We start from the raw sequence: 25875 nt of genomic DNA, 5'->3' as shown, positions 1-25875 counted from the left end.
GGGGCGGATCAGGGGGCGCGGGACGAGGCGGGAGCACGGAGCTCGGTACGGGCGGGATCAGGCGTCGAGCCGGTCGGCCATGAGCTCGCCGGTCATGATGGCGGCGAGATTGGTGTTGGCCCGGGGCACGGAAGGGAAGACCGAAGCGTCCACGACCCGCAGACCCCGCACCCCCTGCACTCGGCACGCCGGGTCGACGACCGCCTCGGTGTCCCCGGGGGCGCCCATCCGGCAGGTGCTCGTGCCGTGCTGGGCGTCGATGACCGTGGACAGCAGGTGGTCGTCGAGGTGGCTGTCGTTCACCAGGGCCTCGAACAGCAGACGGTTCGCCTCTTCGACCGATCCGCCGAGGACGGCTGCCGTCTCGGGGCTGCCGCTCAACTCGACGAGGGCGCGCACGCCTTCCCTCATCGTGGCGAGATCGCGCTCGTCGGAGAGCATCCGCTGGGCGACGTACGGGTGCGCCGAAGGGTCGGTGGAGACCAGGGTGAGCTCACCGCGCGAGTGGGCCCGGTTCAGCCAGACTCCGAAGGCACCGGCGTGCGACTGGGTGTTCGCCGTGGCCATGGCAAGGACGTTCTGGTTGAGCGAGACGAACATGAGGTCGTCGGAGTGCGTACCCGCCCCGCTGGACCAGCGCACGCAGACGTTGGTGTGCCGATCGTGCGGTGACTTGATGGCGGCTTCGGCCCGCAACGGCAGCGAGAGCACCGTCATCGCGTGGTCCTGCATACCGCGACCGACCGGCAGGTCCTGGCGGACCTCGATCCCCAGCGCCCGCAAGTGACCGGCGGGGCCGATGCCCGAGCGCAGCAGGATCGCCGGCGAGTGGATCACTCCCGCGCTGAGGATCACCTCGTCCGCGTACTCGGTGACGACGGATCCGTCGATCACCGCACGGACACCGATCGCGCGGTCGTTCTCGAAGATGACGCTGTCCACCAGCGCGTCGCCGCGGATGGTGAGGCCGGCCAGTTCACGTGCGGGTTCGAGGTAGGCGTCGTTGACGCTGACGCGGCGGGCGTCACGGGAATTGATCGGGTAGGGCGAGGCTCCGGTGGCGCCGGGTGCGTTGACGTCGGGGGCCCAGCCGAACCCTGCCGCCAGGGCCGAGTCGGCCAGGGCCCGGTCGATGCTTCCCCAGGAGTTCTTCGGGGTCCGGTGGATCGGGGTCGGTCCGCCGCGGCCGTGGTAGGTCTTGTCGCCGAACTCGTCGTCGTCCTCCAGCTTGGCGAAGTACGGCAGCACGTCCTCGGGCGCCCATCCGGTGCAGCCGAGCCGGGCCCATTCCTCGAAGTCCTCCATCGGCGGCCGGATCGCGATCTGGCCGTTGACGGACGAACTGCCGCCCACTCCCCGGCCGCGCCAGTACGGGGCCTGCGGCTGCTTCTCGGTGCGCGAGGAGTTCAGGCCGGTCCACACAAGATGTTCCGAGGCCGCGGGGTCCATGAGGGCCACCACGGGATTGGGCGAGCGCCACGCCTCCGGCATCTGCGCCGAGCGGTAGTCGGGGCCCGCCTCCAGAAGGAGGACCCGTCGGCCACGAGCGGCGGCGCGAGCGGCGATTGCCGCACCCGCGGAGCCCGCGCCGACGACGATCAGGTCGCGATCGTGCTTTGCCATCTCTACTCCTTGATACGGGAGCGTGTTCCGCGCCGGTGACTCCTGCACGGATGCTGGTAATCTGACGTACCAGGAATGTTCAGTCAAGAATGAATTTTCATTTTTTTCCGTACGGGGAGGATGAGTGTCGCCAGCCGCCGACAACAGGTCAGCCATGAGCGAAGGGAGTTCGGTCATGGCTGACGGGAGTTCGGCCATGACCGACGGGCCGCTGGTCGAGGACTTCGGTCAGCGGATCGGGCGCGCGATGGGATGGCCGCCCATGGCCGGACGGCTGGCGGGCGTCCTGATGCTCAGCCCAACCCCCATGACGTTGTCGGAACTACAGACAGCCCTGGGGGCGAGCAAAGGTTCGGTGTCGGAGACGACCCGTCTGCTCATCACGAACGGCACGGTCGAACGGGTCAAGGTGCCCGGCGTACGCCAGGCCGGTTACGTGTGGCGCGACGACGCGTGGAGCGGCTGCCTCCAGCATCAGCTCAGCCAGACCGAGCAGTTGCTCGAACTCGCGCAGACCGCGCAGGAACGGGGCCTTGGCATGCCAGAGGCTCAGCAGGCGCGATTGCGTGACATGCACGCCTACTACGACTTCATGGTGGGACATCTACGACGCCTGCTCGACGAGTACCAGCGACTGCACGCCGGATAGCGGCACGAGATCCTGTGTCGACAGCCGTCATCTCTCCTGGTGATGCCGGACGCGGGCACGGCAGGTGGTCTGTCTATGCTGCCCTGATGACTGAGGTGGACACGAAGAAGTCGCAAGGTTCGACCGTGAGTCGGGGGAGATACTTCGTGTCGACCCTCGTCGTGATGGGACTTGGCTGGGCCATCGCGGCGGCCAACACCGGGATCTCGTACCTCGCGGTGGGCACAGATGTGATTCCGATCATCACCGGCCTCATCGGGTGCTTCGCCTTCGCGATTCTCCTGGCCTTCCTCCACAACGCGGTGTGGCTCGCCGTCGTCTCCTTCCTTCCGGCGATATTCGTCCTCGTGGGCTCGGTGCAGATCGCCCCCGAGGCCGCTCTGGATGTCCGGGGGGTGCGTGAAAGCGTCCGCATCACAGCCGACAGCGCCGATGAGGACGGCTCGAACAGCCACCGCTTCACCCTCATCGGCCCCGGAGGCGAACTCGACGAGCCGCTGACCTATGACGGGAACAACCCGGAGTGGGAGGTGGGTGACCGACTCGACGTCATCAGCGACCCGGAGGGCGTCGTCCCGATGGAAGCCGCCGCCGACGTCGACCCCGCGGGCCAAATCGGCACTCTGGCCATGGGCCTCGTCGGATGGACGGGGATCACGCTGCTGGCAGGCCGCCGCGGTTTCATACGGCGCAGGGCAGGGCATCGCCTCACGCTCGGCGACCTCGCTTGAGGGCGGGCCCCGTAGAAGTTCCCACAGACACCGCAGCGGCGCCGGGATGGGATGAGCGAAGGCGTTCCGGGAGACGCCGTTTCTGCTGGCGGCACACCGCACAAGACCGACTGGTTCGTTCAGGGGGTCACGCTGCCGGTGCGGAATCGGATTCGCCGGAAGCGCCTCGATCCGCCTCGCTGTTGTTGTGATCGCTTCCATCCACCAAGAGACGTACGGCGTCCGTGCCGCCGCCGAGTTCGGAGTTCCGGCAGTGCTTTTCCACGTCACCCGCAGCGAACTCGCCGACGTCTTCGGCGAGGACCAGCTCACGACCCTGCCCGCCACCGCCTTCCCGCCCTCCCTCGCGGGCGCCGAGGGCGCCTTGGGGGCTGAGGGCGCCCGGCTCCTGCAGACCGTCGGCGTCCCCAACAGGACACTCCATCTGCGTGAGCCCGACGAACACTCCGGTCGGCTGCCGCTCGTCCAGGACGTCGTCTACGCCGAGGACTTCGAGGAGGCCCCGGCGGACGCGGGCGAATGGCCTGTCATCGGCTGGCTGCTCAACGCCCACCTCGCCCTCGACCCCGGTTCCGGCAAGGTGCACGCCTTCGACGCCGACGAGGAGACCGTCCAGGAACTCCACACGGACGTCTCCTCCCTCGTCCAGGTCACCCTCCGGTTCCAACGTCTGCTCGAGGAGTTCACCTTCAGCGGCGACGACGGCGACGAGGAAGCGGACTTCGAGCGCCTGGAGCGCGAGGTCGAGCGCATCCGTCAGGAGACGAGCAGCGTCGACCCGCTCCCTTTCCAGGACGACGAGACCGTCTGGTCGGTGGTCGGTGACGAGATCGCCGCCGGCCAGCGATTCAGGGGCGACAGCCCGGGAGCCCGCTCGCTCTACGGGTGATCGCGGGCCGATGTCGCCCACGTACCGCGCGGCCTGTGCGGTACGTGGGCCGGGTCCGCAGCCAGGCGGCCAGCGGCCGGGCGAGGTGAAGGCAGAAGCAACAGCGGGGCGTACCCCGGGCCGTATCAACTGTGGGTTGTCTGCGGCATGTTCCCCGAAGACATCACCTGTTGTCTCCGTGGTGTCGAGCGGATCAGACCGAGGATGCCGACACCCAGCGCCCACGCCAGGAGAGGAAATGCGGCCACCCTTTCCATGCCTCCCATACCGAGCCCGAGATAGTGGCGGGCGAGAAAGAGCCCCAAGGCCACTAGCGCAGTGATACCCATCAACAGGGTCGCCCGGCGCAGCGAACGGGGAGCACCGACCGAGGAGTCAAGTCCCGCCACGACAAGGCCGATGTTTCCAAGCGCCATGATGAACAGGGCCCCCAGGACGTGCTGATTCTCGTTCACGTCCGCAGGCGCCAGCCCGGCCAGCACGAATCCCACTCCACCGGCGGCCAGCAGCAACCGGGCGACGATCGCTGACCGACCTCTGCGCCATAGCCCAGCACCGGTCAGGGCTACACCTACGACAAGCAGAGTCCCCAGGGCGATGAACGCCCCGTTCATCAGGCCGTGTTCGGGAGAGCACACGTATCGCGGCTCGGGCTCAGCCTGCAGGGCGCAGTGAGCGTTGCCCAAGTCGCTGATGTTGAACCGCGCCCAGCTGTACGGTTCCACCCAGGCCGCCTCAGCGATGCCATGGATGACGAAGAACTGCACGACACCCACAATCCACGCCGCATACCCGATCCGAGCCTTCAGCTTTGCGCCTGCTGAACCTTCTGTGCGCTCAATTTCCATGCGTACAGCGGATCATGAAGCGCTCTCCTCCAGCACTCCGACGACCCCCCGAACCGGGGTGGGGGAAGCCCCCCCATATGGTTCAGCCCTCCTCCCAACCGGTGTTCACAGTCTGCGTGAGACATCGAGCGCCGCTTGCTGCACGGCCGGCGCGAAACTGCTGAGCTGTTCCTCCGTCACGAGGAAGGTGAGGGCGGAGACCGAGACCGCCCCGACCGGGGTTCCATCGGCGTCGAGCACCGGAGCGGCGACCGAGCAGATGGAGTCGTCCGATTCCTCGTAGTCGGTGGCATAGCCATCGGCTCGGATGCGGGCCAACTCCTCGGCCAGAGACGCCCGGTCGGTGTGGGTGCGGGGTGTGCGGGCGGGCAGTCCGGTGCGGTCCAGGATGTCGTCCGCCTCGCTCTGCGACAGATGCGCGAGCAGCGCCTTGCCCGCGGCCGTGGTGTGCAGCGGCAGCGGAGTACCGACGTCGCTGGCGATGCGGTAGGCGTGGCCCGGGTCGACCTTGTGGGTGTACGTGGCGTAGTCACCGCTGAGCACGGCCAAGTGGACGGTCTGCCCGAGGCGTTGCTGGAGCGCGCGCAGTACCGCGTCGATGCCGACGCCGTCGTCGGCCAGCACCAGCGCGGACAGGGCCCGGAGTTGATTGCCGCTGCCGTAGCGGCCCTCACCGTCGGCCGCCGCGTACCCCTCCTCGATCAGGATGGCGAGGACCCGGTGAGTGCTGGCCTTGGGCACGCCCGAGTGCTCGGCGATCTCGCCGAGACGGTGCGGTCCGTCCGGGCGGGCCAGTGCGTGCAGGACCCGTAGCGCCTTCGCGACGGAATTAACGGGCTTGCTGCGATCCATTGACCCTCCGAGAACACGCGGGCTATGTTGCCAACCGGTCCGTACAGCGGAACGCCAATCTACTCTACGGAACGCCCGCTTGTCCTCCGGCCGCGGCGCACCCCTGGGTCGCCCCGCGCACCGGACGCTCCACGCACCCATCTCACGCTCGGGAAAGGCGGCCGTCCATGGCTGTACACGGGGCAACTGCCCCGCACCGACAACGATTCGATCTCGTGGTGTCGGGCGGGCTCCTGGCCGACCCGCTGCGCGAGGCCCCCGAACCGGGTGACGTCGCCGTGCACGACGGTCGCATCGCGGAGATCGGTGCACCCGGCACCCTCGTCGGCGAGGAACGGCTCGACGCCGACGGACTTCTCGTCGCGCCGGGCCTGATCGACCTGCACACGCACGTCTACGCTTCCCGGACCTACCTCGGCGCCCCCGCCGACACGATCGGGGTGCGCCAGGGCGTCACCACCGTGGTGGACGCGGGCAGCTGCGGCAGCGACGACTTCTCCGACTTCACGGACAACGTTGTCCGCCCTGCCACCACCCGGGTGCTGAGCTGGCTGAACATCTCCCGCCACGGCCTGGTCCACGGGCCCAGGGAGCTCTCGCACGGGCCCGGGGACGTGGACGAGGCGGCCACCGAGAAGGCGCTGCGCGACCACCCCGATCAGATCCGCGGAATCAAGGTCCGAATGAGCGCGTCGGTGCTCGGCGACAGCGGGCTGGCCCCGCTGCGGTCCGCCAAGCGGGTCGCCGAGCGGGTGGGCCGACCTGTCATGGTCCATGTGGGCAACGAACCCCCGGTCCTTGGCGACGTCCTTGACCTGCTCGGCGAGGGTGACGTCGTCACGCACGCCTTCCACGGCAAGCCCGGCGGTCTCTTCGGCAGCGAGCGGCAGGCACGTGCGGCCGTCGCGCGCGGCGTCCGTCTCGACATCGGGCACGGCAGCGCGAGCCTGTGCTTCGGCACCGCGGAACGGGCACTGGCCGCCGGATTCACCCCGTACACGATCAGTACGGATCTGCACGCGCGCAGCATCGAGGGGCCGGTGCACTCGCTGGCCACGACCCTGGACAAACTCCTCGCCCTGGGCATGATGCCGCAGCAGGTGATTCGCTGCGTCACCCTGAACGCCGCTGAAGTGCTGGGCCTGGAGAGCGACTTGGGCACCCTGCGTCCAGGTTCCGCGGCGGACCTGACCTTGCTGCGGCGGGAGCAGGGTCCGGTGACGCTGACCGACGCCGAGGGCGCCACGCGCACCGGCGACACCCGCCTGGAGCCGGTCGCGGTCGTCCGCGCGGGCCGCGTCCATCCGGTGGGGACCGGATCCCCCTGAACCACCGGCACCAGCCGCTTCCCCGGCCGAGCCCGCACCACCGACCGGAACGCACCACCGAGAGGCCCATGAATTGAGCACCCCCCTGATCGAGCGGTTGGCAGAGGCGGTACGGGACACCGGCCATCCCGTCACCGAAACGGACCGTACCGACCTGCAAGCGTTCCTCCCGCTCACCCGCCTCTACTCGCAGTCAAGCGGCATCGTCTTCGACGACATCCGCGCGCTCGCCCTGGCCGTGCACGCGCTGGCGTTCGTCCGCAGGGTCCGCACCGCCGAGCACCTGGACACACTCGACCCCCAGCTCGCCGCCGAAGTCGCCCCCGGGCGCATGTCGGCCGTACGTCAGCTCATCGACAGCTACTGCACACCGCGGGGATTCGCCGCGCGCGACACCGAAGTCCTGTTGCTCGCCCTGCACTTCGAGGCGGCGGCACAGCTACAGGACCACACCGACCAGCAGGCATGACCGACACAGGTATGACCGACACACCAGGGAGCACCGCCATGACAGTGAAGATCGTGATCGGACACCGGCTCGGCAAGGGAAACGCGGTCGCCGACGGAGTGCGTGCCGCGGGCGGCGACCCCGTCGTCATCCCCGGGCCCGGAGCCGACATGAAGGTGGGCGACGTGATGGCCGCCGAGGGCGCCGACCTCGGCATCTCCTTCTGCGGCAGCGGTGGCGCGGGGGCGGTGACCGCCAAGGCCAAGTACGGGCACGACATCGAGTTCGGCATGCGGTCGGCGCAGGCCGGCGTGACCGCCGTCGAACAGGGCCGCACCGTACTCGGCTTCGGCTTCCTCGACAGCGAGGAACTGGGATTCAAGGTCACCGAGGCCCTCCTGAAGAAGCTGGGGAGGACGGCGTGAAGCAGTCCCGCCACACACTCCGCCTCACCGGCTCGGGTCCTACCCGCGAGAAGGCCTTCGCCACCGCCATCGGCCAGGTCCAGTCGGCGGTCGGCAAGCGCTCGGAAGGGGTCTGCTTCCGGGTGGAGCCGCTGGAGCTCGAAGTGCTCTCCGCCGCTGAACACCGTTGGACCGAAAGGTTCTTGGGCCTGCTCTTCCCGCGTACCCGCCAACGCTTCGAGATCACCCTGCGCGTCGAGGTGCAGGTGGCCTCACTCGACCTGGATGCCGTCGACTTCACGGTGCGCGAGGAGCGGCTCTCGCCGCTCCAGCACGCCCTGCACATGAGGTGACCCGATGAACGAGACCCTCACCGTCCTGCTGCAGTCCCTCGTCATCGGCGGCCTCATCGGCTTCGGCGCGAGCGCGGGCGTGGCCCGGATGTTCCACGCGCCCAAGGTCCAGGGCATGGGCGCCTTCCGCACCCTCGGCGAGCTGAACGCCTGCCAGAACGACCCCGTCGCGCACTTCTCCTTCGGCCTCGGCTTCCTCTTCAACGCCTGGTCGAGCGCCGTCGGCACCGGAGCGCTGACCGGCGACGTCGACCACCGCATCGTGCCCCACTGGACGGCCTCGGTCGCGATGGTCAAGAACCGCAACCTCGACCAGACCCTGCACAACCCCCGCCGGATGGCCCTCACCGGCACCGTCGTCGGCATGGTCCTCATCGCGCTGCTCAACACGACGGCGGCCTCGATCCCGCACTCCCTTCAGGACGTCGCCGCCAAGGTCCTGGGACCGGCCTCGGAATGGCTCATCAACCCCGTGATGCCCATCATCTTCTGGATGGCCGCCGTCGACGCGGGCCGCCGCACCGGAGCCTGGGGAACCGTCCTGGGCGGGCTCGGTCACCTGGTGATGGGCAACGCGGTCCCGGGCATCGTGCTCGGCATCGTCATCGGCAAGGGAGTCGACGACCTGGGCTGGACCAAGGTCACCAAGTCTCTCGCGGGGGCGGTCATCGTCCTGTTCGCCGCCAGCACCGTCCTGCGCGGCGCCGACATCACTCTGCTCCAGCAGCTGAAGGTCGACGTCCCGCACTGGCTCCTGCAGTTCCACGACGCGACCGGCACCAAGCCCCAGTGAGGCAGGCAGCGACATGACCGACACATCGACCGCCGCCGCGGGCGACATACCCGCGAACGGCTCCGACGCGACCGGCACGACCGGCACGAAGCCGGAGAAGCCCGGCTTCCTCACCAAGGTGCCGGGAGAAGGCAGCTTCTGGCTCTCCGAGTGGGCCTTCCCCGTCTTCGTCGCCTGCCTGGCCGCCGGGATCTTCACCGGCACACACCTCTATTACGTCTACCACACGGGTGTCTTCAACGAAGTCGCCGTCGTATCCATGCTCAAGGCCGGTATGGAGGGCGGAAGTTACGGCGCCGCGGCGGCCTTCGGCGCGGGCTTCCTGTTCGCCAGGATCATCGAGGGCCCCATGGTCGGCATCCTCGACATCGGAGGCTCGCTCCAGACCGGCGTCGGCATCGGGATCCCCGCGATGATGCTGTCCGCCGGGTTCACCGCGCCCCTTGAGCACTTCTGGCTCGCGATCCCCGTCGGCGCCGTGCTCGGCGCCCTGATCGGCGTCGCCATCCTCGCCATCCGCCGCGCCACCGTGAACTCCACAGGCGGCACCTCCACGTTCGGCGCCGACGTGATGATGGGCGCGGGCAACTCCGCGGGCCGTTACCTGGGCCCGCTCGTCATCATCTCCGCCGCCACCGCGTCCCTGCCCGTCGGTCTCGGCTCGACCGTCGGCGCCGCGCTCTTCTACAAATGGCGCAAGCCCCTCACAGGTGGCGCCATCATCGGCGCGATGGCCGCCGGCTTCTTCTTCCCCATACCCGGCAAGTGACCACCCGCGCCTTTCGAACCACCCCGCCCGCCCACACAGTTCAGGGGATCAGTGTGCACACTCTCCACCAGGATCTTGACGTTCCCCCCGCGATCAATGCCAGCGGCAAGATGACCGCGCTCGGCGGCAGCGTGCTCAGCGAAGCCGTCATCACGGCGATGAGCGAGGGCGCCCGTCACCACGTCGTCATGGCCGACCTGCTCGCCGCGACCGGACAGGAGATCGCCCGGGCCACGGGCACCGAGGACGGCTGTCCCACCACCGGCGCCGCGTCCGGCGTCGCCATCGCCGTGGCGGCCCTCGTCGCGGGCACGGACCTGTCCCGCATCGAGGCCCTGCCCGACCCGGGCGACGCGCCGTGCGAGGTGATCCTGCCGCGCGGTCACTCCGTCCACTTCGGCGCCCCCATAAGGCAGTTGATCGCGCTCGGCGGCGGCCGTCCCGTCGAGGTCGGCTCGGCGAACAGGGTCACCGCAGAACACCTCTCCGGCGCCATCGGCCCCCGCACGGCGGCCCTGTTGTACGTCCAGTCGCACCACGCCGTACAGAAGGGCATGGTCTCCCTCGCCCAGACCGTCGACGTCGGCCGGGAGCACGGCATCCCGGTGATCGTCGATGCGGCCGCCGAGGAGGACCTGCGCCGCTGGCCCGCCACGGGAGCCGACCTCGTCGTCTACAGCGGCGGCAAGGCCGTCGGCGGGCCCACCTCCGGAATGATCTGCGGCAGCGCCCGCCACATGGAGGCCTGCCGCGCGCAGTACGCGGGCATCGCCCGCCCGATGAAGGTCGGGAAAGAGACCCTCTTCGGTCTCGTCCGCGCCCTGCGCGACTACGGTACGGACTCCCCCGGCGGACACCGCGACCGCATGGAGAAGCTGGCCGCGCGCCTGGCCCCGCTGCCCGGCATCACGACACGGGTCGTCAGCGACGAGGCGGGCCGGGACATCCACCGCACCGAACTCACCGTCGACCCTGCGGCCGCCGGCCGCGACGCCGTACACCTGGCCGCCGAACTGGCCACGGCCGGAGTGTACTTGCGCGACCACCACGCCTCTACGGGCCGCCTGTACATCGACCCGCGCCCACTGAACCCCGACGAGGAGGAGCAACTGGTGCACCACCTGGCCACGCTGCTCGATGGGCACACGGCCCACAAGGGAGTCGAGGGAGAAGACCTGTGACCGTCGCCGAACGCCGCCTGATCGTCACCGAGCAAGCCGGGCTCCATGCCCGACCAGCCGCAGCATTCGCCCAGACCGCGGCCCGCAGCAGCGCCGAGGTCACCGTCGCCCGCGAGGACGGCCACGAAGTGCCCGCCCGCAGCGTGCTCTCGCTCATGACCCTCAACATCCGCTGCGGCGACGCCATCGTGCTGCGCGCACACGGCGCCGACGCCGAATCCACCCTCGACGCCCTCGCACGCATCGCGGACCCCGCATGAGCGCCACCCCGTCGCCCCGGGCGACCCCCCTGAGCCAGGCCGTGATCGGCACCATCGACCGGCTGCGCCTGGCCCGCATCACCCCGACCGTGCGCGCCGCGGACGCCGACACAGCAGACGAACTGGCGCACACGCTCCTCGCGAACGGCATCAGCACCTTCGAGTTCACCGCCACCACACCCGGCTGGGAAAGGCTGGTGGAGACCTGGTCCCGGGAAACTCCGCAGGCGACCGTCGGACTCGGCACCGTCACCTCGCCCGACATCGCGCAGCGGGCCCTGGCAGCAGGGGCCCACTTCCTCGTCAGCCCGTTCCAGGTGCCGGAGGTCCGCCCGGTCGCGGACGCGGCCGACCGGCTCCTGGTGGAGGGCGGACTCACTCCCAGTGAGCTGCGCGTCGCCGCCCAGCGAGGCGTCGCCAAGCTCTTTCCCGCACACATCGGCGGCATCGCCTATCTGAAGTCGCTGCTGTCCGTCCTGCCGGGCGCCCACATCATGGCGACCGGCGGCGTCACGCTCGACGACGCGGGCGAGTGGCTGGCCGCGGGGGCCTTCACGGTGAGCGTCGGCAGCGATCTGACCAAGGGGGACGTGGAGGCGAACGTACGACGGCTGCGGGCACAGCTCGACTGAGGGAGACGGAGACGGCGGGGGGGTGTGGTCGGTTGAGCCGGTTGGGGGACGTCGGTCCATAAGGTGTCGGCACGCCTCACCCACTCCGGTGGCACACTCCTTTCACACCCTCTACACACCTTTTGACCTGATTCGGAATCCGTGACTACGGTCCCCGCTGCGACAGGTGCTCACTTCGACTGACTGGAGCGGAATCCCGTGTCACCCACCGGCGCGTCGGCGTCGTATGTCCTCAGCAGCGACGTCGCCGACCAGGCGATATCAGCCCCGAGCTGGCTACGGGACAACGTCGACACCCTGATAGGCGTCCCGCTGCGCATCGCGCTCATCGTCGTGGGAACGATGATCGTCCGGGGACTGGCCAAGAAGGCCATCACCCGAGTCGTGCAGCGCATCCTCCAGCCGCCGGAGGAGCAGAGCGAACCTCGCCGCACCAGCCGCGGCCCGGCCGTGCTGCAGCGCGACCGCAGCCGGGCCAACGAACGTCGCGAGCAGCGCGCTCGCACCATCGGCTCGGTGCTCAGCAGCATTGTCACCGTAGTGATCGGCGTCATGGCCATGGCCATGGTCCTCGACCAGATCGGCATCGCCCTCGGCCCGCTGCTGGCAAGCGCCGGTGTGGTGGGCCTTGCCATCGGCTTCGGTGCGCAGAACCTCGTCGCGGACTACCTCTCCGGCATGCTCATCATGCTCGAAGACCAGTACGGCGTCGGGGATTCCGTGGACCTTGGGGAAGCCATCGGCGAAGTGGAGCAAGTCGGCCTGCGCCTCACCCAGATCCGTGATCTCAACGGTGGCCTGTGGCACATCCGTAATGGTGAGATCCTCCGGGTCCGCAACGACAGCCAGGAGTGGGCCCGCGCCGTTCTGGACGTATCGGTGGCGTACGAGTCCCATCTCGACACTGTCTACAGCGTCTTGGAGGAAACCGGCCACGCAATGCGTCAGGACCCGCAGTTCGACGGGGTTCTGCTGGAGGACCCGTCGGTCTGGGGAGTGCAGTCCCTGGACGCGGACGGCGTCGTGATCCGTGTGGCCGTCAAGACCGTTCCCCTCAAGCAGTGGGCCGTCACTCGCGAGCTGCGTCGTCGCGTCAAGGAAGCGCTGGATGCGGCGGGCATCGAGATCCCCTTCCCGCAGCGCACCGTGTGGATGCGTACGGACAACGATCTCGCCGTCACCCCAGGCGGCAAGGTCGCGGCATCGAACTGACCGTTGCCCGGACGCCGGCATTCAGGAGGAGCGGTCCGTCGCCTCGGGCCGCGCTCTCCAGTGCCGTTCACGCTGCGTGTTGGTCGGTGCCGGTGATGCTCGCGCAGGGGCCATCGAGGGCGCTCAGAACCGTTCCCTCACTCACGTGAGGCTGCAAGGACCCAGGGCCTGGAACGCTGACGTATCGGTTCCATCACCCACAACGCGCGCGGGTCAACACACCTGACGGCATAAAGAGCAAGGGAGTTGGCCGGAAGCCTCTCTCGCGGGAGCATATGCATGGTGACATTGTTCCCTCCATGAGACTACCGAGAGTGCACCGTACGGGCGCGCCCCCTGCTGCACGCGCACACCGTACGAACACCCGATTACGTTCTCTGGTATCCGCGCTGGCAGCACTGCTGTTGGCGTCCACCGCCCTGGTCGCCTCGGCCACGACGGCGCAGGCGGCCAACCCCGACAGCCACGTCGTGGCCTCCTGGAACATGCAGGCCGGCCCGGACCGCTGGGCAGGCGCCTACAACCTCGCCGGCACGCACGACCTCGTGGCCCTACAGGAAGTACCGCTGGGCGCACCGGCCGGATCTCACTACCAGGGCCAGATCAACGGTGTCGAGCACTACCTGTGGGTGCAGGGTGACAACGGCCCGCTGCGGCACCTCTACATCCTGCGCACGGGCAGCCGCAACCTCGGAATGATCACCGCCTGGCAGCCCGACAACGTACTGAACATCGAAGGTGTGTACCGGCCCGCGCTCGGCGTCGTCAACCGCGCCGACGGCATCCTCTTCGCGTCCATGCACGCCGCGTCCAACGGCGGGCGGCCCAACGACGCCGGCGCCCTGCTGCGCCGCATCTCCGACGCCGCCGACCGCGAGGGGTTCCTGGAGTACGCGGCGCTCGGCGACTTCAACTACAACCCGCAGACCCTGCCCGGTCTGGGGCTGCCCCCGGACGCCCGGATCTACAACAGCGGCCAGGCCACCCAGCAGAACGGCAACGAGCTCGACTACCTGGTCTCCGACGTCGTCACCGACCGCTGGCAGGCCACCGTGCTGCCGAACTACGGAAGCGACCACTGGCCGATCCGCTTCGGCTCCCTCCAGGCCGCTGCTGAGCCTGTCGACCTGACCATCCACGCCGACAACAGTGACCGGCTGCTGGACGTCTACGAAGGACAGACCGGCAACGGCTCGCACGTCATCCAGTACCACGCGAACGGTGCCGCCAATCAGGAGTGGTACCTGGCCGCAGTCGGCTACAACTCCCCTTCCGGCAAGCCGCTCTACCGGATCGTCAGCAAGCCGAGCAACAAATGCCTGGACGTCTCCAACGGGCAGAGCTCGCGGGCCGGGGACTACCTCAACGTCTGGGACTGCCACGAGCGCGACGGCGAGCCGGGCGGCGGCGGATACCCCCGCGACACCCAGAACTTCACCCTGGAACACCCCAACGCCGCCCGCCCCAACCTCACCCTGCTGCGCAACAACGCCACCGGCCTCTATGCGAACATCAACCGCAACGAGACCGGTGACGGCGCCTGGGTCGTCCAGTGGCCCGATCAGTTCGGCCCCTTCCCCGCCCCGAACGAGACCTTCTACCTGCACCCCGTCGTCGACTGACCTCCACCCCCGCAGGTCAGCGAATTCCGTCGGTTGGCCCGAGTTCCTCCACCCGGCCAAGGGTGTGCGCGGCTGACCGAGGCTGACACCCGTCAGCTGAGTGTTCTGCCCTGGCTGGCGACGTTGGTGACGGCACCTTCGCCGGGGGGCGCTACGTCGCCGGGCCAGGGCTTAGGTCCCTGGTCCCGGACGTAGGACCGGCCATCGTCATGCTTGCGGCCGATGCCGGGCCCGTGGGCGAAGGCCACGATGCAGGTGAACCTCAACGACAAGGAGCGCACGATGTCGTACCCGGAGCACCTGCGGTACCCCGAGCCCCGCTACCACGGAGACAGGGGCGAGGTGACCGCGTCCTTCCGCACCGCCGACACCCCGCCGGACCTCACGTCGTCCGGCGGCGGCGCCACCCACTACCTCGCCACGCACGAGTCGACCGGCGGCGAGTTCGGCCTGTACAAGGTGGACCTGGCAGCGCGGTCCGCCGGTGCCAAGACCCATTTCCACAAGGCCATGTCGGAGTCCTTCTACGTCCTCTCCGGGGAGTTGGAGCTCTTCACCGGCGAGAAGTGGGTGACCGGCCGCGCCGGTGATTTCCTGTACGTACCGGTCGGCGGCCTGCACGCCTTCAAGAACGTGACGGCCGAGCCCATGTCGATGCTCATGCTCTTCTCCCCCGGCGCCCCACGCGAGGAGTACTTCGAAAGGGTCGCGGAGATGTCCCGGCGCGGCAGCGAGGAACTCAAGGAGTTCCGCGTGCGGCACGACAGCTACTTCGAAGAGGACTTCGAGTCGGGGGCGGTGTAGGCCGCCGCACTCAGGGTCGGCGGACCCGCCAGAGCCATGCTGCCGTGCCGGCCAGCAGGGCGAGCGTCGCCAGGTTGGCCAGGAGGGCCGGAGTGTCGCCCGACAGGTCGGCGCTGGACGAGATCCAGATACTGATGGCGACGGTCGGCAGGACGGCGGCGAGCAGAACGCCGGAGGTCTTCTGGACAGCGGTCCAGTGCACCGAGGTGCAGAGCAGCACCGCGCCGATGACGCGGAACAAGGTGCTGCAGAACTGTGCGGCGGGGACGTCGGGGAGGAACACCGCGACGAGGAACGGGAGGGTGAGCATCAGGAGCGGAACCAGGGGGTGCACCTTGCCGCGGCGGGCGGGCGCGGGCGCACCGGCGCCGCCCGCGGGCGAGGCCGCGGTGCCCCCGTGTCCCGCCTCGGCCAGCGCCGTCGCCGCGATCGTGCGCGGGTCTCCCAGCTCCGTCAGAACCTCGCCGATCGCGGCGTCGGGGCGTTCGGCGCGCGTCACCTCGATGTGTTCGGCGAGGTCGGCGAGGAGTTCCTGACGGCGGTCGGGGGTGAGTGCGGAGGCCTCGCGCTCGACGGCGGAGAGGTAGTCGCGTATGGGGTCGGCTGAGGTCTTCATGCGAGGTCTCCGGTGGTGGGGGGTGGGGTGGTCAGGAAGGCGTCGACTGCGTTGCGGAAGCCCGGCCAGACGCGGGTGAACTCGTCGAGTGCGGCCCGGCCGCTGTCGGTGAGCGCGTAGTAGCGACGGGGTGGCCCGGTGGCGGACTCCTGCCAGGTGGTGGTGACCAGGTCGTCGCGGCGGAGCCGGGAGAGCAGCGGGTAGACGGTGCCCTGGCTGGTGGCCAGGGCACCGGAGTCCTCCAGGGCGTGGAGGAGTTCAACGCCGTAGCGGGGGCGATCTCGCATCAGGGCGAGTACGCAGTACTCCAGGACGCCCTTGCGCAGCTGGGCGGCTGCCCGGGCCTGCTTGGTCGAATCACCTGGTTCCATGCGATGCAAGATACCTGGTGGGGCAAGTGGATGGGAAGGAGGGGGCATGAATCCCCTCCTTCCCATCGGTCCGGTGATGTGACCGTCCGCATGAGCCGACGTGCAGTGATGTCCTGGTCAGGAAACCGGCACGAAGGCGACGATCGCGTCGACGAGGTCGGCCGGGGCTTCCAGCGGGATCAGGTGACCCGTGTGCGGGAGCACCGTGAAGTCCGCTCCGGAGAGGTAGGGCACCAGGTTGTCGCGGAGCACGCCGACGGGCTCGACGTGGTCGTTCTCTCCGGCGATGACGAGTGCGGGGACGCTGATCATGCGGGTGTGCTCGGTGATGTCCTCCGCGATGCCGCGCAGCGGCCACTCCGTACGGGCGGCGTCGGCGCTGGAACGTGAGTCGGTCACGATCTGCGACTTGATCGATTCGGGCAGCTCGGTCGCGGTGAGGACGTTGTCCCGTGCGCCGGCGACGGAGGCGTCGGAGTCGTAGGCGTGGGACAGTCCTTCCCTGTACTCGGCGGTGATCTCTGCGGCGGGCTTCGCCGGACCGGAACCGACGAGGACGATTCCGCGGAGGCCGGTGGGCCGGGTCGCCGCGATCAGTTGCGCGACTTTGCCGCCCATGGAGTGTCCGACGAGGACGTAGTCGGTGACGCCCGCGTCGGCGATCACGGCGAGCGTGTCGTCCGCGAGCCGACGGAGCGTGTAGGGCCCCGGCAGGCCGCTCGATCGGCTCCACCCGCGGAAGTCGACAGTGAGCACGTCGCGACCCGCGAGTCGGTCGACGACCAGATCCCAGGTGCGGGCGGAACCACCCCAGTAGTGCAGGAACACCAGGGTCGGTCCGGTCCCCGGGCGGTGGTCGTAAGCGGGCAGCAGTGACTTCTGTGCCGTGTTCATCGCAATTCCTCGATCAGTGTTCTGAGGCGCATCTTCCGAGATCAATTGAATCTCCGAGGTTCCTGCGGGACATCGGCACGACTGGTCGCCTCATGGTGGAAACTGGACACGTGACCGTGATCCGGCAGATGACCTACCAACCCGTCGGGGGCAGTGGCGGCCCTGTCGAGACGATGACGTTCGACCACCTTCGTGAGCTGAACGACGGCGGCACACAACGTGCCGACTTCCATGTCCTCGCCGTCATCGATGCCGGGCAGGGATCCGTCACCGTGGACTTCCGGCGGCATCCGCTCGAGGAGCGGTCCGCGGTGTGGGTCGTTCCTGGCGCGGTGCACCGATGGGATGACATCGCGGACGTGGCAGGGCACGTCGTACTGTTCCTGCCGACCGCGCCGGTCACCCACGCCACCCGAGAGCTCGTCGCGTCCCCGGACCTCGTCGCGCGGTGGCGCATTCCCGATGCCGACTGGCCGTTCGTCGACGTGGCGCGGAGTCATCTCCTCCTCGAAGCATCCGCCCCGCCCGAGGACCCGGCGACGGAGCTGCCCGCGATTCTGCTCTCCGCGCTCGTCGCCCGGCTGCGGCCACCGCGCGGCGAAGCGGGGCCGATGAATCCGACGTTCCGGCTGTTCCGGTCCAGCGTCGAAGCGCACTTCCGGGAACAGCACGGCGCCGCCTACTACGCCCGGGCTCTGGGATACGCGCCCCGCACCCTTTCAAGAGCGGTGCAGCAGGTCACCGGCCGCACCGCGAAGGCGTACATCGTCGACCGCATCATCCTGGAAGCAAAAAGACTCCTCGCCCATGACCGGCTCACCGCGGCCAGTTGCGCCGCCACGCTCGGCTTCCCCGACGCATCCAATTTCTCGGTGTTCTTCCAGAACGCCACAGGTGTGCGCCCGGGCGCGTGGCAGGAACTCTCGCGGGTACAGCCGTCGTGAAGCCGGTGCGTGGAGAAGCGCGAAGCTGATCAGGTGCCCCGTGACGGCGCCTGAACCTGAACCTGCCGCAACGCGACGCGGCAGGAAAACCGAGCGCCCCGCCCCTGCATCACGGGGGCGGGGCGGCAGCGCTGCAGCCACAGCGCGGATAGAAGACTCCAGGCTAGCGGCCGGGACTGACAACACGGCCCGGACGCGAACCGGCGCTACTGCTGGGGCTTGTCCTGGTCCCCGCCGAACTGGTCCTTCAGCTTGTCCTGGGCGGTGTCGACCTGGCCGGAGTACTTGCCCTGCGTCTTGCCGTCGACGAAGTCGCCCGCCTTGTCGATTCCCTGCCCGGCCTTGTCCTCGTGGCCCTTGAGCATCTGCTTGAGCTTGTCCATGACTGACATGGGCCAACCGCCTCTCTGTGTCGCCCCCACCACCAGGCTCACATCGCGAGGCGCGATACGCATCCGCTGGCCCGGCCCCGCCCGGCAGGCCCGTCCCTGGAGTAACCCGTTCGGGCGACCCCTGCTGCACCTGACCAGACGTCGGCCGAAGCTGAGGGCGCAGGTCATACGACGTACAGAACCCCAGGTCGAAAACTCGGAAGAAGGCGTTCATGGCGAAGGCGTATCTGGTGGGCAGCGGGATCGCTTCCCTGTCGGCGGCGGCGTTCCTGATCCGCGAGGGCGGGTTCATGGGATCCGACATCGTCGTGCTGGAGGAGCAGGACCGTGAGGGCGGCAGTCTGGACGCCTCCGGGTCGCCCGAGACCGGCTACACGATGCGCGGCGGCCGGATGTTCGAGATCCACTTCGACTGCACCTACGACCTGCTCGGTTCGATCCCCTCCCTCGACGACCCGTCGAAGTCGGTCACCGAGGACACCTTCGCCTTCCATGAGGACTTCGCCTGGGACGACCATGCCCGGCTCGTCGACGCCAAGGGCAAGGTGGTCGACTCGCACGCGATGGGCTTCACGGAGCGTGACCGCATCGAACTGGTCAAGTGCGTGGGCACACCCGAGAAACTGCTCGACGGCAAGCGCATCACCGACTGCTTCAGCCCGGAGTTCTTCCGCACGGACTTCTGGTGGATGTGGTGTACCACCTTCGCCTTCGAGCCGTGGCACAGCGCGATCGAGTTCCGCCGTTACCTCAACCGGTTCGTCCACCTCTTCAAGACCTTCGACTCCATGTCGGGCATCTACCGGACCCGCTTCAACCAGTTCGACTCCATCGTGCGTCCGCTGCTGAAGTGGCTCACCGATCAGGGAGTGACCGTGCAACTCGGCACCAGAGTCACCGATGTGACCCTGGCCGACGGTGACGCCCTCACGGTCGAGGCGCTCAGCTGCACGCGTGGCGACCGGAGCGAGGAGATCACGCTCTCCCCCGGCGACCTCGTCATGGTCACCAACGGCTCGATGACGGCCGGTTCGACCCTCGGGTCGACCAGCACGGTGCCCGCCCTCGACACCTCGGGATCCGATGGCGCCTGGCAGCTGTGGGAGACCCTCGCGGCCAAACGGGAGGGGCTCGGCAGACCCGCCGTCTTCAACTCGTCCATCCCGGACTCGACGTGGGAATCCTTCACGGTGACGACCAAGGACCCCACCTTCTTCGAGCTGATGGAGAAGTTCAGCGGCAGCGAGGCCGGCAAGGGTGGTCTGATCACCTTCAAGGACTCCAAGTGGCTCCTCACCATCGTCCTCAACCACCAGCCGCACTTCCATGACCAGCCCGAGGGCACCTACGTCTGGTGGGGCTACGCCCTGTTCCCGGACCAGGAGGGTGACTTCGTCGGCAAGCCGATGCGCCAGTGCACCGGCCGGGAGATCCTCGACGAGGTCCTGCACCACCTGCGCTTCGAGGAGGGTCCGCAGATCCTCGACCACTCGATCGTGCTCCCAGCCCTGATGCCGTACATCACCAGCCAGTTCCTGGTCCGCAGCGCGGGTGACCGGCCTCAGGTCGTGCCGGAGGGATCCACCAACCTCGCCTTCATCGGGCAGTACGCCGAGGTCCCCGACGATGTGGTGTTCACGGTCGAGTACTCGGTGCGCACCGCGTGGACCGCCGTCGCGCAACTGCTCGGGCTCAAGAAGCAGCCCCCGCCCGTCTACAAGGGCGGGCACGACCCGAAGGTGCTGGTCGAGGCGCTGCAGACCATGCACCGGCGCTGATCACTGCCGTCTCGGATCACTGCCGTCTCGGATCACTGTCTCCGCGGACCACGGCCGCCGCTGTGCGCTAGGCCGAATCGCGCACCACGAGTTCCGGTTCGAAGATCACCGAGGTGGGCTCTGTCCGTACGCCCTCCATCTGTTCCTGCAACAGTCGCGCCATCTCGGCGCCCATCTCCTCGACCGGCTGCCGCACCGTCGTCAACGGCGGCACGCAGGTGACCGCCACGCTCGAGTCGTCGAATCCGACCACCGCCACGTCCTCGGGTGCCTGCTTGCCCTGCTCCCTCAGGACCTGGCACACCCCTTGGGCCATCAGGTCGTTGGCCGCGAACACCCCGTCGATGTCCGGATGCTCGGCCAGCAGCCGGCGCATCGCCTTCGCTCCGCTCTCCAGGGTGAAGCCGCCCTCGGCGACGGGAGTGTAGGGCTGTCCGCCGCGCTCCATGCCGTCCTGGAAACCGGCGAGGCGTTCTCGGCCCGCGGGGATGTCCAGCGGGCCCGAGATGGTCGCCACCCGTCGGCAGCCGCGGGCCAGCAGGTGGTCCGCGGCCAGCCGCGCCCCGTCCCGGTGTGCGAAGTCGACGAACGTGACGCGGGCAAGGAGGGAGGGACGCGCGAAGAACACCGCTGGCACCTCGGCTTCGGCGAGCAGCGCCGGGAGCGGGTCCTGGGCGTGCGTCGAGACGACCAGGGCGCCGTCCGCGTTGCCCTGGCGCAGGTAGGTCAGGACCTGTTGGCGCGATTCCTCCGTCTCCGCGAACATCAGCACCGGATGCATGGCACGCGGACGCAGGAATCCCACCACCCCGCTGACGGCGCGGCCGAAGAACGGGTCCGCGAACACCCGCGCGGCGAAAGCGTTCTGTGCCGTGTCGGAGTTGTCTCCGGCGCCCGAGACGACCAGGGCGATGGTGCCCGCACGCTGGGTCACCAGGGAGCGTGCCGCCCGGTTGGGCGCGTAGCCCGTCCGCTCGATGGCCGCTCGGACCACGTCCTGGATGGCGGGGGCGACATTGCGCACGCCGTTGACCACACGGGAGACAGTGGCGCGCGAGACCCCCGCTTCGCGCGCCACATCCTCCAGCGTCGGCATCTGTCTGTCCATTCGGGAACCCTAACGCCCCACCTCCAGGCGTCATAGAGCGCTCTCCCGTGCCTACGCGCCTGCTAGGGACGGCTGTTTGACCTGCGTACCGTCACTGTGAGGGGGAGATCTCCCGCGCTGCGCCCGGCAAGAATCCGCCAGACACCGGCTTCGGTCCGCCATGCGCCCTCGTCCGTATCCCAGTGGCGCAGCATCCTGGCCGGTATCTCCACCGACGCCGTCACCTTCTCCCCCGGCTCCGCCCGGACCGCCGTGAAGCCCGCGAGCCAGCGGACCGGGCGGTCCACGGCGGAGTCGGGCCGTGCGAGGTAGACCTGCACCACCTCACGTCCCGGGCGCACCCCCGTGTTGCGCAACTGGACCTCCACGGCGAAGGCTCCTCCCCCGCCGTGCGCACGCACACTCGCGGCCCGAAGGCGTTCGTAGCTCCACGTGGTGTAGCCCAGGCCATGACCGAACCAATACGCCGGTTCGTGGCCCGCCCGCAGCCAGGCCCGGTAGCCGATGTGCAGGCCCTCCTCGTATACGAGTTCGCCGTCCCGCGGACGTGTCCGCGTGACCGGCGCGTCCGCGAGGGCGGCTCCCCACGTGGTGGGCAGTCGGCCGCCCGGTTCGGCCTTTCCGAAGAGGACGTCGGCCAGCCCGGCGCCCGCCTCCTGCCCGGGGAACCACGAGAGGAGCACCGCCCCGGCCTCTTCCCTCCAGGGCAGCTCCACGGGGCCGCCCGAGTTGACCACGACCACGGTGCGCGGGTTGGCGTCGGCGACCGCCGAGACAAGCTCGTCCTGGCGGCCCGGAAGGGTGAGCGAGGTGCGATCGTGCCCCTCGGCCTCGCCACCCTCCGTGGTGCCCACCACGACCACGGCCACGTCCGCGTGGCGTGCGGCCTCGACCGCTTCGGCCAGCGCCTGCTCGGGGTCAGGCTCGGGCGCCGCGGCCGTCACGACGACGGCGCGGCCGGTGTCGGGTGCCAGCTCGCGGCGTGCCACGACGTGTGCGGTGTGACCGCCCGCCAGCCATACCGATGCGTGGCGGCGCGGCGGATCGAGATGGATGACCGCGGGGTCGTCGGTGTCGCGCGCGAACTCCCCTTCGACCAGCGGCTGTCCGTCGACCACGAGGCTCATCCGGCCGTAGCCGCCCACCCCGAACGTCCACTTTCCGTCCCTTGCCGGGCGCACCAGCGCGCTGATCTCGGCGGTGTGGGCTTCCGGTGCGACAGGAGGCTCCAACTGCCTTCCGGAGAGGCGGTGTTCGGAGTGAAGCTCATGACCGGTCGCTGTCAGTACGCGCAACAGCACTCCGGGCTCCCCGGTGAGAGGGTTCTCGCACCGTGCGGAATCCAGCGGCAGCGGCTGCCCGCCCAGGTCCGGGCCCGGAGCGTGCAGCACCTCGGCCCGCCCCCGCAGATGGGCCCGGATCCCGTCCAGGGGTGTGACGGCGTCCGGCGGGAAGACTCCGGCGCTGCCTCCTCCCTGGAGGCGTGGGGCCGACGCATGCCGTCCGATGACCGCCACGCTGCTCAGCGCGGAGAGCTCCAGGGGCAGTAGGTCGTTGTTGCGCAGCAGGACGGTGCTCGCCGCCACGGCCCGGCGCAGCAGTCGGCGTGCCCGGCCGCCCGGCCACGCGCGCGGCGGGATGCTCCGTCCGCTCCCGAGCGCGCCGACCCGGTCGGCCAGGGTGAGCAGGCGCAGCACTTTGTCGTCGATCGCCTTCTCCGGAACGCTGCCGCCCCGGACCGCCGCCACCAGAGCAGCGCCCCACGGGCCGTCAGGGCCGGGCATCGCCAGGTCCTGGGCCGCCGCCGCGCTCTGGGCCGTCAGCCGCACGGCGCCCCAGTCGGAAACAACGGCCCCGTCGAATCCCCACTCTCCTTTCAGAGGCTCGGCCAGCAGTTCGTTCGCGGTCATGGTCGTGCCGTTGACGCCGTTGTACGCGCTCATGACGAGCCACACGCCCGCTCTGACGGCGGCTTCGAACGGGGCCAGATACACCTCGCGCAGCGTCCGCTCGTCCACCCGTACGTCCATGGTGAGCCGTTCGGTCTCCGAGTCGTTCGCCACGTAATGCTTGGCGGTCGCGGCGACGCCGTGGGCCTGGATGCCACGGATCAGGGCGGTTCCGGTGCGCGCGGCCAGTTCCGGATCTTCGGCCAGGCACTCGAAGTGGCGCCCTCCCAGCGGGGTGCGGTGGAGGTTCAGGGTGGGCGCCAGGACCGCGTGCACCCCCTTGCGCAGGGCTTCGAAGGCGAGCAGCTCGCCGAGCTCACCGGCCAGTCGCTCGTCCCAGAGTGAACCAAGGGCGGAGGCGGAGGGCAGGAGCAGCGAGGTCCTGCGTTCGTCCCACTCCTCCCCCCGCACACCGGCGGGACCGTCCGAGAAGACCATCTCCCGTAGCCCTACAGCCGGTTCGGCCCGGGTACGCCACACCGTGGCTCCGGTCAGCAGACCCACCTTCCGCACCAGGTCCAGCGCACCCACCAGCCGCAGCAGTTCGTCCCGCGTCATTCCTTGCTCCTCCTGCCCCCGACGAGGAAGCGGCGCCGAAGTCGGGTCAGCCGCGCATTCAGGTCTGCATCAGTCGCGCGTCACTTGTAGACGCCGAATTCGTAGAGCGAATAGCCGTATCCGGTGCCTCGCTGGGTGCCGTTGACCCGTACGTAGCGGCCGGAGCCGTTCACGTCGAAGTCGTCGACTCCGCCGTTGCCGCCGCTCACCTCGCGCACGGTCTTCCAGTTCCGTCCGTCGTCCGAGGTCTGGATCGTGTACGCCTTCGCGTACGAGGTCTCCCAGTTGAGCTGGACGTGCTTGAAGGAGGTGGTGGAGCCCAGGTCGACCTGGAGCCACTGCGGGTCGCTCCAATCGCTGGCCCAGCGTGTGCCGTTGTTGCCGTCGACGGCGTTGGCGGCGGTGCACGGGCAGTCGCCGCTGCCGGGCTGGAAGGAGGAGGCGGTGGCGGGCTTGCCCAGGGCGACGTTCCTGCCGTCGACCGGCGGCACGACCACGCGCACGGACCGTGTCTCGATGCCGACGTTGCCCTTGCCGTCACTGACCCTGACGTAGATCTTCCAGACGCCGGGCTTGTCCGGGGCCGTGACCTTCAGGCGGCCCGATCCCTGGTTCGTGACGGCCAGCGGAGTGAGGTCCTTGTTCTTGTCGATGTAGATGCTGCTGGCGAGCACCTCGTAGGAGAGCGCGTCCCCGTCAGGGTCACTGACCTTGGTGGTGAGTGTGAGCGGGGCACCGGCCGGGACCTTGCCCGCGTCGCCGTCGACGGTCAGATCGGTGATGACCGGCGGGGTGTTGTCACCGGCGGTGCTGCCCTTGTAGGCCTTCTTCACGGCGTAGTACGAGAGTCTCTTCTGGCCCGCGGGAAGCAGGTTGAACCAGACGCCGCCGAAGTCGTACTCCGTCCCGTAGTGGAAGAGGGTGGCTCCGAGCGCGACACCGCGGTGGCCGGTCACGCAGTCCCAGGCCTTCGTGTACCCGGCGGCCTTGGCCCGGTCGGTGGGCTCCTCGGGAACTCCGTTGGCGTCGTCGGAAACCTCCCACTCGCCCGCGGGCCCGGACTCGGTGACGATGTAGGGCTTGGTGTACCCGCCCTTCTCCCAGTCGGACTTGATGTCGCACGCGGCGTTGTAGGAGTTGACGGCGTAGAGGTCGAGGTCCGGGGCGTTCTTCTTGTAGTAGGGCCAGGCGCCGGTCCAGGCGTCGGTGGAGGTCACGGGGTGGTTGGGGTCCACCGTGTGGATCTTCTTGGCTATGTCGTTGACGAAGGTGGTGTACGCGTTGCGCTGCTTCTCCAGCTCGTCACCGGTGTAGCAGTTCTGCAGGCCGAGCACCGATTCGTTGCCGACGTTCCACATCAGGACGCCGGGGTTGTTCTTGTAGGTGTCCACCCACTTGGGGAACTCCGCCAGCATCTGGTTCTTGTACGCGGTGTCCGTCAGGTAGTTGACACAGCCGCCGCTGCCCGGGCCGCCGCCGGGCTGGAGCCAGAAGCCCGCGACGACCTTGATGCCGTGGGCGGCCGCGGAGTCGAACAGCGGTTTGCTGGAGGCGTCGGTGCCCCAGGTCCGGATGGTGTTGACGCCCATCGACCGCAGATCAGGCATGTACTTGTCGGCGTCGGCGACCGAAGGTCCCCAGGTCAAGCCCTTGACCTGGTAGGGCGAGCCGTCGACGGTGAGCTGCCAGTTGCCTTGCGAACCGGTCACTTTCACGACACTGCCGGCCGCGTGCGCCTGCTGCGCGGGAAGCACCAGCGCACCGGCCACGAGCAGGCCCGCAGCCGCGGGAACCACGACGCTGCGGAGGGAGAGAGCCGTACCAGGTCTGAGCATGGGGGTCTCCTGGATGGGGGGGGACGGGGACA

The 25875-nt window shown here is 69.0% G+C and carries 26 protein-coding genes and 1 pseudogene; 17 read left to right on the top strand and 10 right to left on the bottom strand.

What is annotated here, in order from left to right; genetic code table 11:
- Nucleotides 1–57: 57 nt before the first annotated feature.
- Nucleotides 58–1623, bottom strand: coding sequence for a GMC family oxidoreductase (locus tag ACZ5CR_RS01715; protein ID WP_468852508.1), 1566 nt, complete (start codon nt 1621–1623; stop codon nt 58–60).
- A 175-nt stretch (nt 1624–1798) separates the two neighbouring features.
- Between ACZ5CR_RS01715 and ACZ5CR_RS01710 the strand changes: the two genes are divergently transcribed.
- From ACZ5CR_RS01710 to ACZ5CR_RS01700, 3 genes are all read left to right on the top strand, one after another.
- A complete protein-coding gene (locus ACZ5CR_RS01710; protein WP_468852506.1) occupies nt 1799–2272 on the top strand; it encodes a GbsR/MarR family transcriptional regulator in 474 nt (157 codons plus the stop codon).
- Nucleotides 2273–2358: 86 nt separating this feature from the next.
- Complete coding sequence (locus ACZ5CR_RS01705; RefSeq protein ID WP_468852505.1) at nt 2359–3003, top strand: hypothetical protein; 645 nt, start codon at nt 2359–2361, stop codon at nt 3001–3003.
- A 253-nt stretch (nt 3004–3256) separates the two neighbouring features.
- Entirely contained in the window at nt 3257–3892 is a 636-nt protein-coding gene (locus ACZ5CR_RS01700; protein ID WP_468852976.1) for an SUKH-4 family immunity protein, read from the top strand.
- 125 nt (nt 3893–4017) lie between these two features.
- Here the strand turns inward: ACZ5CR_RS01700 and ACZ5CR_RS01695 are convergent, their stop codons facing one another.
- Entirely contained in the window at nt 4018–4740 is a 723-nt protein-coding gene (locus ACZ5CR_RS01695; protein ID WP_468852503.1) for a DUF998 domain-containing protein, read from the bottom strand.
- 105 nt (nt 4741–4845) lie between these two features.
- A complete protein-coding gene (locus ACZ5CR_RS01690) occupies nt 4846–5592 on the bottom strand; it encodes an IclR family transcriptional regulator (RefSeq protein ID WP_468852500.1) in 747 nt (248 codons plus the stop codon).
- Between the two features lie 167 nt (nt 5593–5759).
- Here ACZ5CR_RS01690 and ACZ5CR_RS01685 point away from each other — a divergent pair, with 167 nt between their 5' ends.
- The 12 genes from ACZ5CR_RS01685 to ACZ5CR_RS01630 all read left to right on the top strand — a co-directional run bounded on the left by ACZ5CR_RS01685 (nt 5760) and on the right by ACZ5CR_RS01630 (nt 15398).
- On the top strand, nt 5760–6920 hold the full coding sequence (locus ACZ5CR_RS01685; protein ID WP_468852497.1) for an amidohydrolase/deacetylase family metallohydrolase: 1161 nt from the start codon (nt 5760–5762) through the stop codon (nt 6918–6920).
- Between the two features lie 73 nt (nt 6921–6993).
- A complete protein-coding gene (locus ACZ5CR_RS01680; RefSeq protein WP_468852495.1) occupies nt 6994–7389 on the top strand; it encodes a hypothetical protein in 396 nt (131 codons plus the stop codon).
- A 38-nt stretch (nt 7390–7427) separates the two neighbouring features.
- On the top strand, nt 7428–7793 hold the full coding sequence (locus tag ACZ5CR_RS01675; RefSeq protein ID WP_468852494.1) for an SFCGS family glycine-rich protein: 366 nt from the start codon (nt 7428–7430) through the stop codon (nt 7791–7793).
- Complete coding sequence (locus ACZ5CR_RS01670) at nt 7790–8125, top strand: DUF4312 family protein (protein WP_468852493.1); 336 nt, start codon at nt 7790–7792, stop codon at nt 8123–8125. Before ACZ5CR_RS01675 ends, ACZ5CR_RS01670 begins: the two co-directional genes overlap by 4 nt.
- A 4-nt stretch (nt 8126–8129) precedes the next feature.
- Nucleotides 8130–8918, top strand: coding sequence for a DUF4311 domain-containing protein (locus ACZ5CR_RS01665; RefSeq protein ID WP_389906189.1), 789 nt, complete (start codon nt 8130–8132; stop codon nt 8916–8918).
- Between the two features lie 13 nt (nt 8919–8931).
- Nucleotides 8932–9687, top strand: coding sequence for a DUF4310 family protein (locus tag ACZ5CR_RS01660; protein WP_468852491.1), 756 nt, complete (start codon nt 8932–8934; stop codon nt 9685–9687).
- 53 nt (nt 9688–9740) lie between these two features.
- Nucleotides 9741–10868, top strand: a complete 1128-nt coding sequence (locus tag ACZ5CR_RS01655) for a DgaE family pyridoxal phosphate-dependent ammonia lyase (RefSeq protein WP_468852488.1) — start codon at nt 9741–9743, stop codon at nt 10866–10868.
- Complete coding sequence (locus tag ACZ5CR_RS01650) at nt 10865–11128, top strand: HPr family phosphocarrier protein (protein ID WP_468852485.1); 264 nt, start codon at nt 10865–10867, stop codon at nt 11126–11128. Before ACZ5CR_RS01655 ends, ACZ5CR_RS01650 begins: the two co-directional genes overlap by 4 nt.
- Entirely contained in the window at nt 11125–11760 is a 636-nt protein-coding gene (locus ACZ5CR_RS01645) for a bifunctional 4-hydroxy-2-oxoglutarate aldolase/2-dehydro-3-deoxy-phosphogluconate aldolase (protein ID WP_468852482.1), read from the top strand. The genes ACZ5CR_RS01650 and ACZ5CR_RS01645 overlap by 4 nt, the downstream gene beginning before the upstream one ends.
- A gap of 198 nt (nt 11761–11958) precedes the next feature.
- Entirely contained in the window at nt 11959–12972 is a 1014-nt protein-coding gene (locus ACZ5CR_RS01640; RefSeq protein ID WP_468852481.1) for a mechanosensitive ion channel family protein, read from the top strand.
- 299 nt (nt 12973–13271) lie between these two features.
- Nucleotides 13272–14594, top strand: a complete 1323-nt coding sequence (locus ACZ5CR_RS01635) for an RICIN domain-containing protein (RefSeq protein ID WP_468852479.1) — start codon at nt 13272–13274, stop codon at nt 14592–14594.
- A gap of 282 nt (nt 14595–14876) precedes the next feature.
- Nucleotides 14877–15398: a cupin domain-containing protein gene (locus ACZ5CR_RS01630; protein WP_468852975.1), complete on the top strand. Its 522-nt coding sequence runs from the start codon at nt 14877–14879 to the stop codon at nt 15396–15398.
- A 10-nt stretch (nt 15399–15408) separates the two neighbouring features.
- Here the strand turns inward: ACZ5CR_RS01630 and ACZ5CR_RS01625 are convergent, their stop codons facing one another.
- The 3 genes from ACZ5CR_RS01625 to ACZ5CR_RS01615 form a co-directional block, all read right to left on the bottom strand.
- Nucleotides 15409–16014, bottom strand: a complete 606-nt coding sequence (locus tag ACZ5CR_RS01625) for an HAAS signaling domain-containing protein (protein ID WP_468852477.1) — start codon at nt 16012–16014, stop codon at nt 15409–15411.
- Nucleotides 16011–16385: a PadR family transcriptional regulator gene (locus ACZ5CR_RS01620; protein ID WP_383264966.1), complete on the bottom strand. Its 375-nt coding sequence runs from the start codon at nt 16383–16385 to the stop codon at nt 16011–16013. Before ACZ5CR_RS01620 ends, ACZ5CR_RS01625 begins: the two co-directional genes overlap by 4 nt.
- 117 nt (nt 16386–16502) lie before the next feature.
- Nucleotides 16503–17279 (bottom strand): alpha/beta fold hydrolase, encoded by a 777-nt coding sequence (locus ACZ5CR_RS01615; RefSeq protein ID WP_468852474.1) that lies wholly within the window; start codon nt 17277–17279, stop codon nt 16503–16505.
- 92 nt (nt 17280–17371) lie between these two features.
- On the opposite strand from ACZ5CR_RS01615, the gene ACZ5CR_RS01610 reads away from it, so the two are divergent.
- Nucleotides 17372–18223, top strand: coding sequence for a helix-turn-helix domain-containing protein (locus tag ACZ5CR_RS01610; RefSeq protein ID WP_468852473.1), 852 nt, complete (start codon nt 17372–17374; stop codon nt 18221–18223).
- Nucleotides 18224–18429: 206 nt separating this feature from the next.
- Here the strand turns inward: ACZ5CR_RS01610 and ACZ5CR_RS01605 are convergent, their stop codons facing one another.
- A complete protein-coding gene (locus ACZ5CR_RS01605; RefSeq protein WP_468852472.1) occupies nt 18430–18615 on the bottom strand; it encodes an antitoxin in 186 nt (61 codons plus the stop codon).
- Between the two features lie 194 nt (nt 18616–18809).
- On the opposite strand from ACZ5CR_RS01605, the pseudogene ACZ5CR_RS01600 reads away from it, so the two are divergent.
- Nucleotides 18810–20393 (top strand): annotated as a pseudogene (locus ACZ5CR_RS01600) (oleate hydratase); the annotation flags it as partial.
- Between the two features lie 67 nt (nt 20394–20460).
- Here ACZ5CR_RS01600 and ACZ5CR_RS01595 read toward each other — a convergent pair.
- The 3 genes from ACZ5CR_RS01595 to ACZ5CR_RS01585 form a co-directional block, all read right to left on the bottom strand.
- Nucleotides 20461–21501 carry a LacI family DNA-binding transcriptional regulator gene (locus ACZ5CR_RS01595; protein ID WP_468852470.1) on the bottom strand — a complete coding sequence of 347 codons (1041 nt, stop codon included), beginning with the start codon at nt 21499–21501 and terminating at the stop codon, nt 20461–20463.
- A gap of 62 nt (nt 21502–21563) precedes the next feature.
- A complete protein-coding gene (locus tag ACZ5CR_RS01590) occupies nt 21564–24008 on the bottom strand; it encodes a glycoside hydrolase family 3 C-terminal domain-containing protein (RefSeq protein WP_468852468.1) in 2445 nt (814 codons plus the stop codon).
- An 80-nt stretch (nt 24009–24088) separates the two neighbouring features.
- Nucleotides 24089–25843, bottom strand: a complete 1755-nt coding sequence (locus ACZ5CR_RS01585; protein WP_468852466.1) for a discoidin domain-containing protein — start codon at nt 25841–25843, stop codon at nt 24089–24091.
- Between the last annotated feature and the right edge of the window lie 32 nt (nt 25844–25875).

The sequence above is a fragment of the Streptomyces sp. NPDC031274 genome (genome assembly GCF_055570235.1).
Note: the sequence above shows the minus strand (reverse complement) of the source record. Positions and strands in the feature narration are given on the sequence as shown.

Bases quoted from the DNA above. Each gene is read 5' to 3' on its own strand.
- ACZ5CR_RS01705 (WP_468852505.1), top strand. From the start codon at position 2,359: ATGACTGAGGTGGACACGAAGAAGTCGCAAGGTTCGACCGTGAGTCGG.
- ACZ5CR_RS01605 (WP_468852472.1), bottom strand. From the start codon at position 18,615: ATGTCAGTCATGGACAAGCTCAAGCAGATGCTCAAGGGCCACGAGGAC.
- ACZ5CR_RS01685 (WP_468852497.1), top strand. From the start codon at position 5,760: ATGGCTGTACACGGGGCAACTGCCCCGCACCGACAACGATTCGATCTC.
- ACZ5CR_RS01615 (WP_468852474.1), bottom strand. From the start codon at position 17,279: ATGAACACGGCACAGAAGTCACTGCTGCCCGCTTACGACCACCGCCCG.
- ACZ5CR_RS01695 (WP_468852503.1), bottom strand. From the start codon at position 4,740: ATGGAAATTGAGCGCACAGAAGGTTCAGCAGGCGCAAAGCTGAAGGCT.
- ACZ5CR_RS01665 (WP_389906189.1), top strand. From the start codon at position 8,130: ATGAACGAGACCCTCACCGTCCTGCTGCAGTCCCTCGTCATCGGCGGC.
- ACZ5CR_RS01590 (WP_468852468.1), bottom strand. From the start codon at position 24,008: ATGACGCGGGACGAACTGCTGCGGCTGGTGGGTGCGCTGGACCTGGTG.
- ACZ5CR_RS01710 (WP_468852506.1), top strand. From the start codon at position 1,799: ATGGCTGACGGGAGTTCGGCCATGACCGACGGGCCGCTGGTCGAGGAC.
- ACZ5CR_RS01635 (WP_468852479.1), top strand. From the start codon at position 13,272: ATGAGACTACCGAGAGTGCACCGTACGGGCGCGCCCCCTGCTGCACGC.
- ACZ5CR_RS01690 (WP_468852500.1), bottom strand. From the start codon at position 5,592: ATGGATCGCAGCAAGCCCGTTAATTCCGTCGCGAAGGCGCTACGGGTC.
- ACZ5CR_RS01630 (WP_468852975.1), top strand. From the start codon at position 14,877: ATGTCGTACCCGGAGCACCTGCGGTACCCCGAGCCCCGCTACCACGGA.
- ACZ5CR_RS01715 (WP_468852508.1), bottom strand. From the start codon at position 1,623: ATGGCAAAGCACGATCGCGACCTGATCGTCGTCGGCGCGGGCTCCGCG.
- ACZ5CR_RS01620 (WP_383264966.1), bottom strand. From the start codon at position 16,385: ATGGAACCAGGTGATTCGACCAAGCAGGCCCGGGCAGCCGCCCAGCTG.
- ACZ5CR_RS01595 (WP_468852470.1), bottom strand. From the start codon at position 21,501: ATGGACAGACAGATGCCGACGCTGGAGGATGTGGCGCGCGAAGCGGGG.
- ACZ5CR_RS01625 (WP_468852477.1), bottom strand. From the start codon at position 16,014: ATGAAGACCTCAGCCGACCCCATACGCGACTACCTCTCCGCCGTCGAG.
- ACZ5CR_RS01660 (WP_468852491.1), top strand. From the start codon at position 8,932: ATGACCGACACATCGACCGCCGCCGCGGGCGACATACCCGCGAACGGC.
- ACZ5CR_RS01585 (WP_468852466.1), bottom strand. From the start codon at position 25,843: ATGCTCAGACCTGGTACGGCTCTCTCCCTCCGCAGCGTCGTGGTTCCC.
- ACZ5CR_RS01645 (WP_468852482.1), top strand. From the start codon at position 11,125: ATGAGCGCCACCCCGTCGCCCCGGGCGACCCCCCTGAGCCAGGCCGTG.
- ACZ5CR_RS01610 (WP_468852473.1), top strand. From the start codon at position 17,372: ATGGTGGAAACTGGACACGTGACCGTGATCCGGCAGATGACCTACCAA.
- ACZ5CR_RS01675 (WP_468852494.1), top strand. From the start codon at position 7,428: ATGACAGTGAAGATCGTGATCGGACACCGGCTCGGCAAGGGAAACGCG.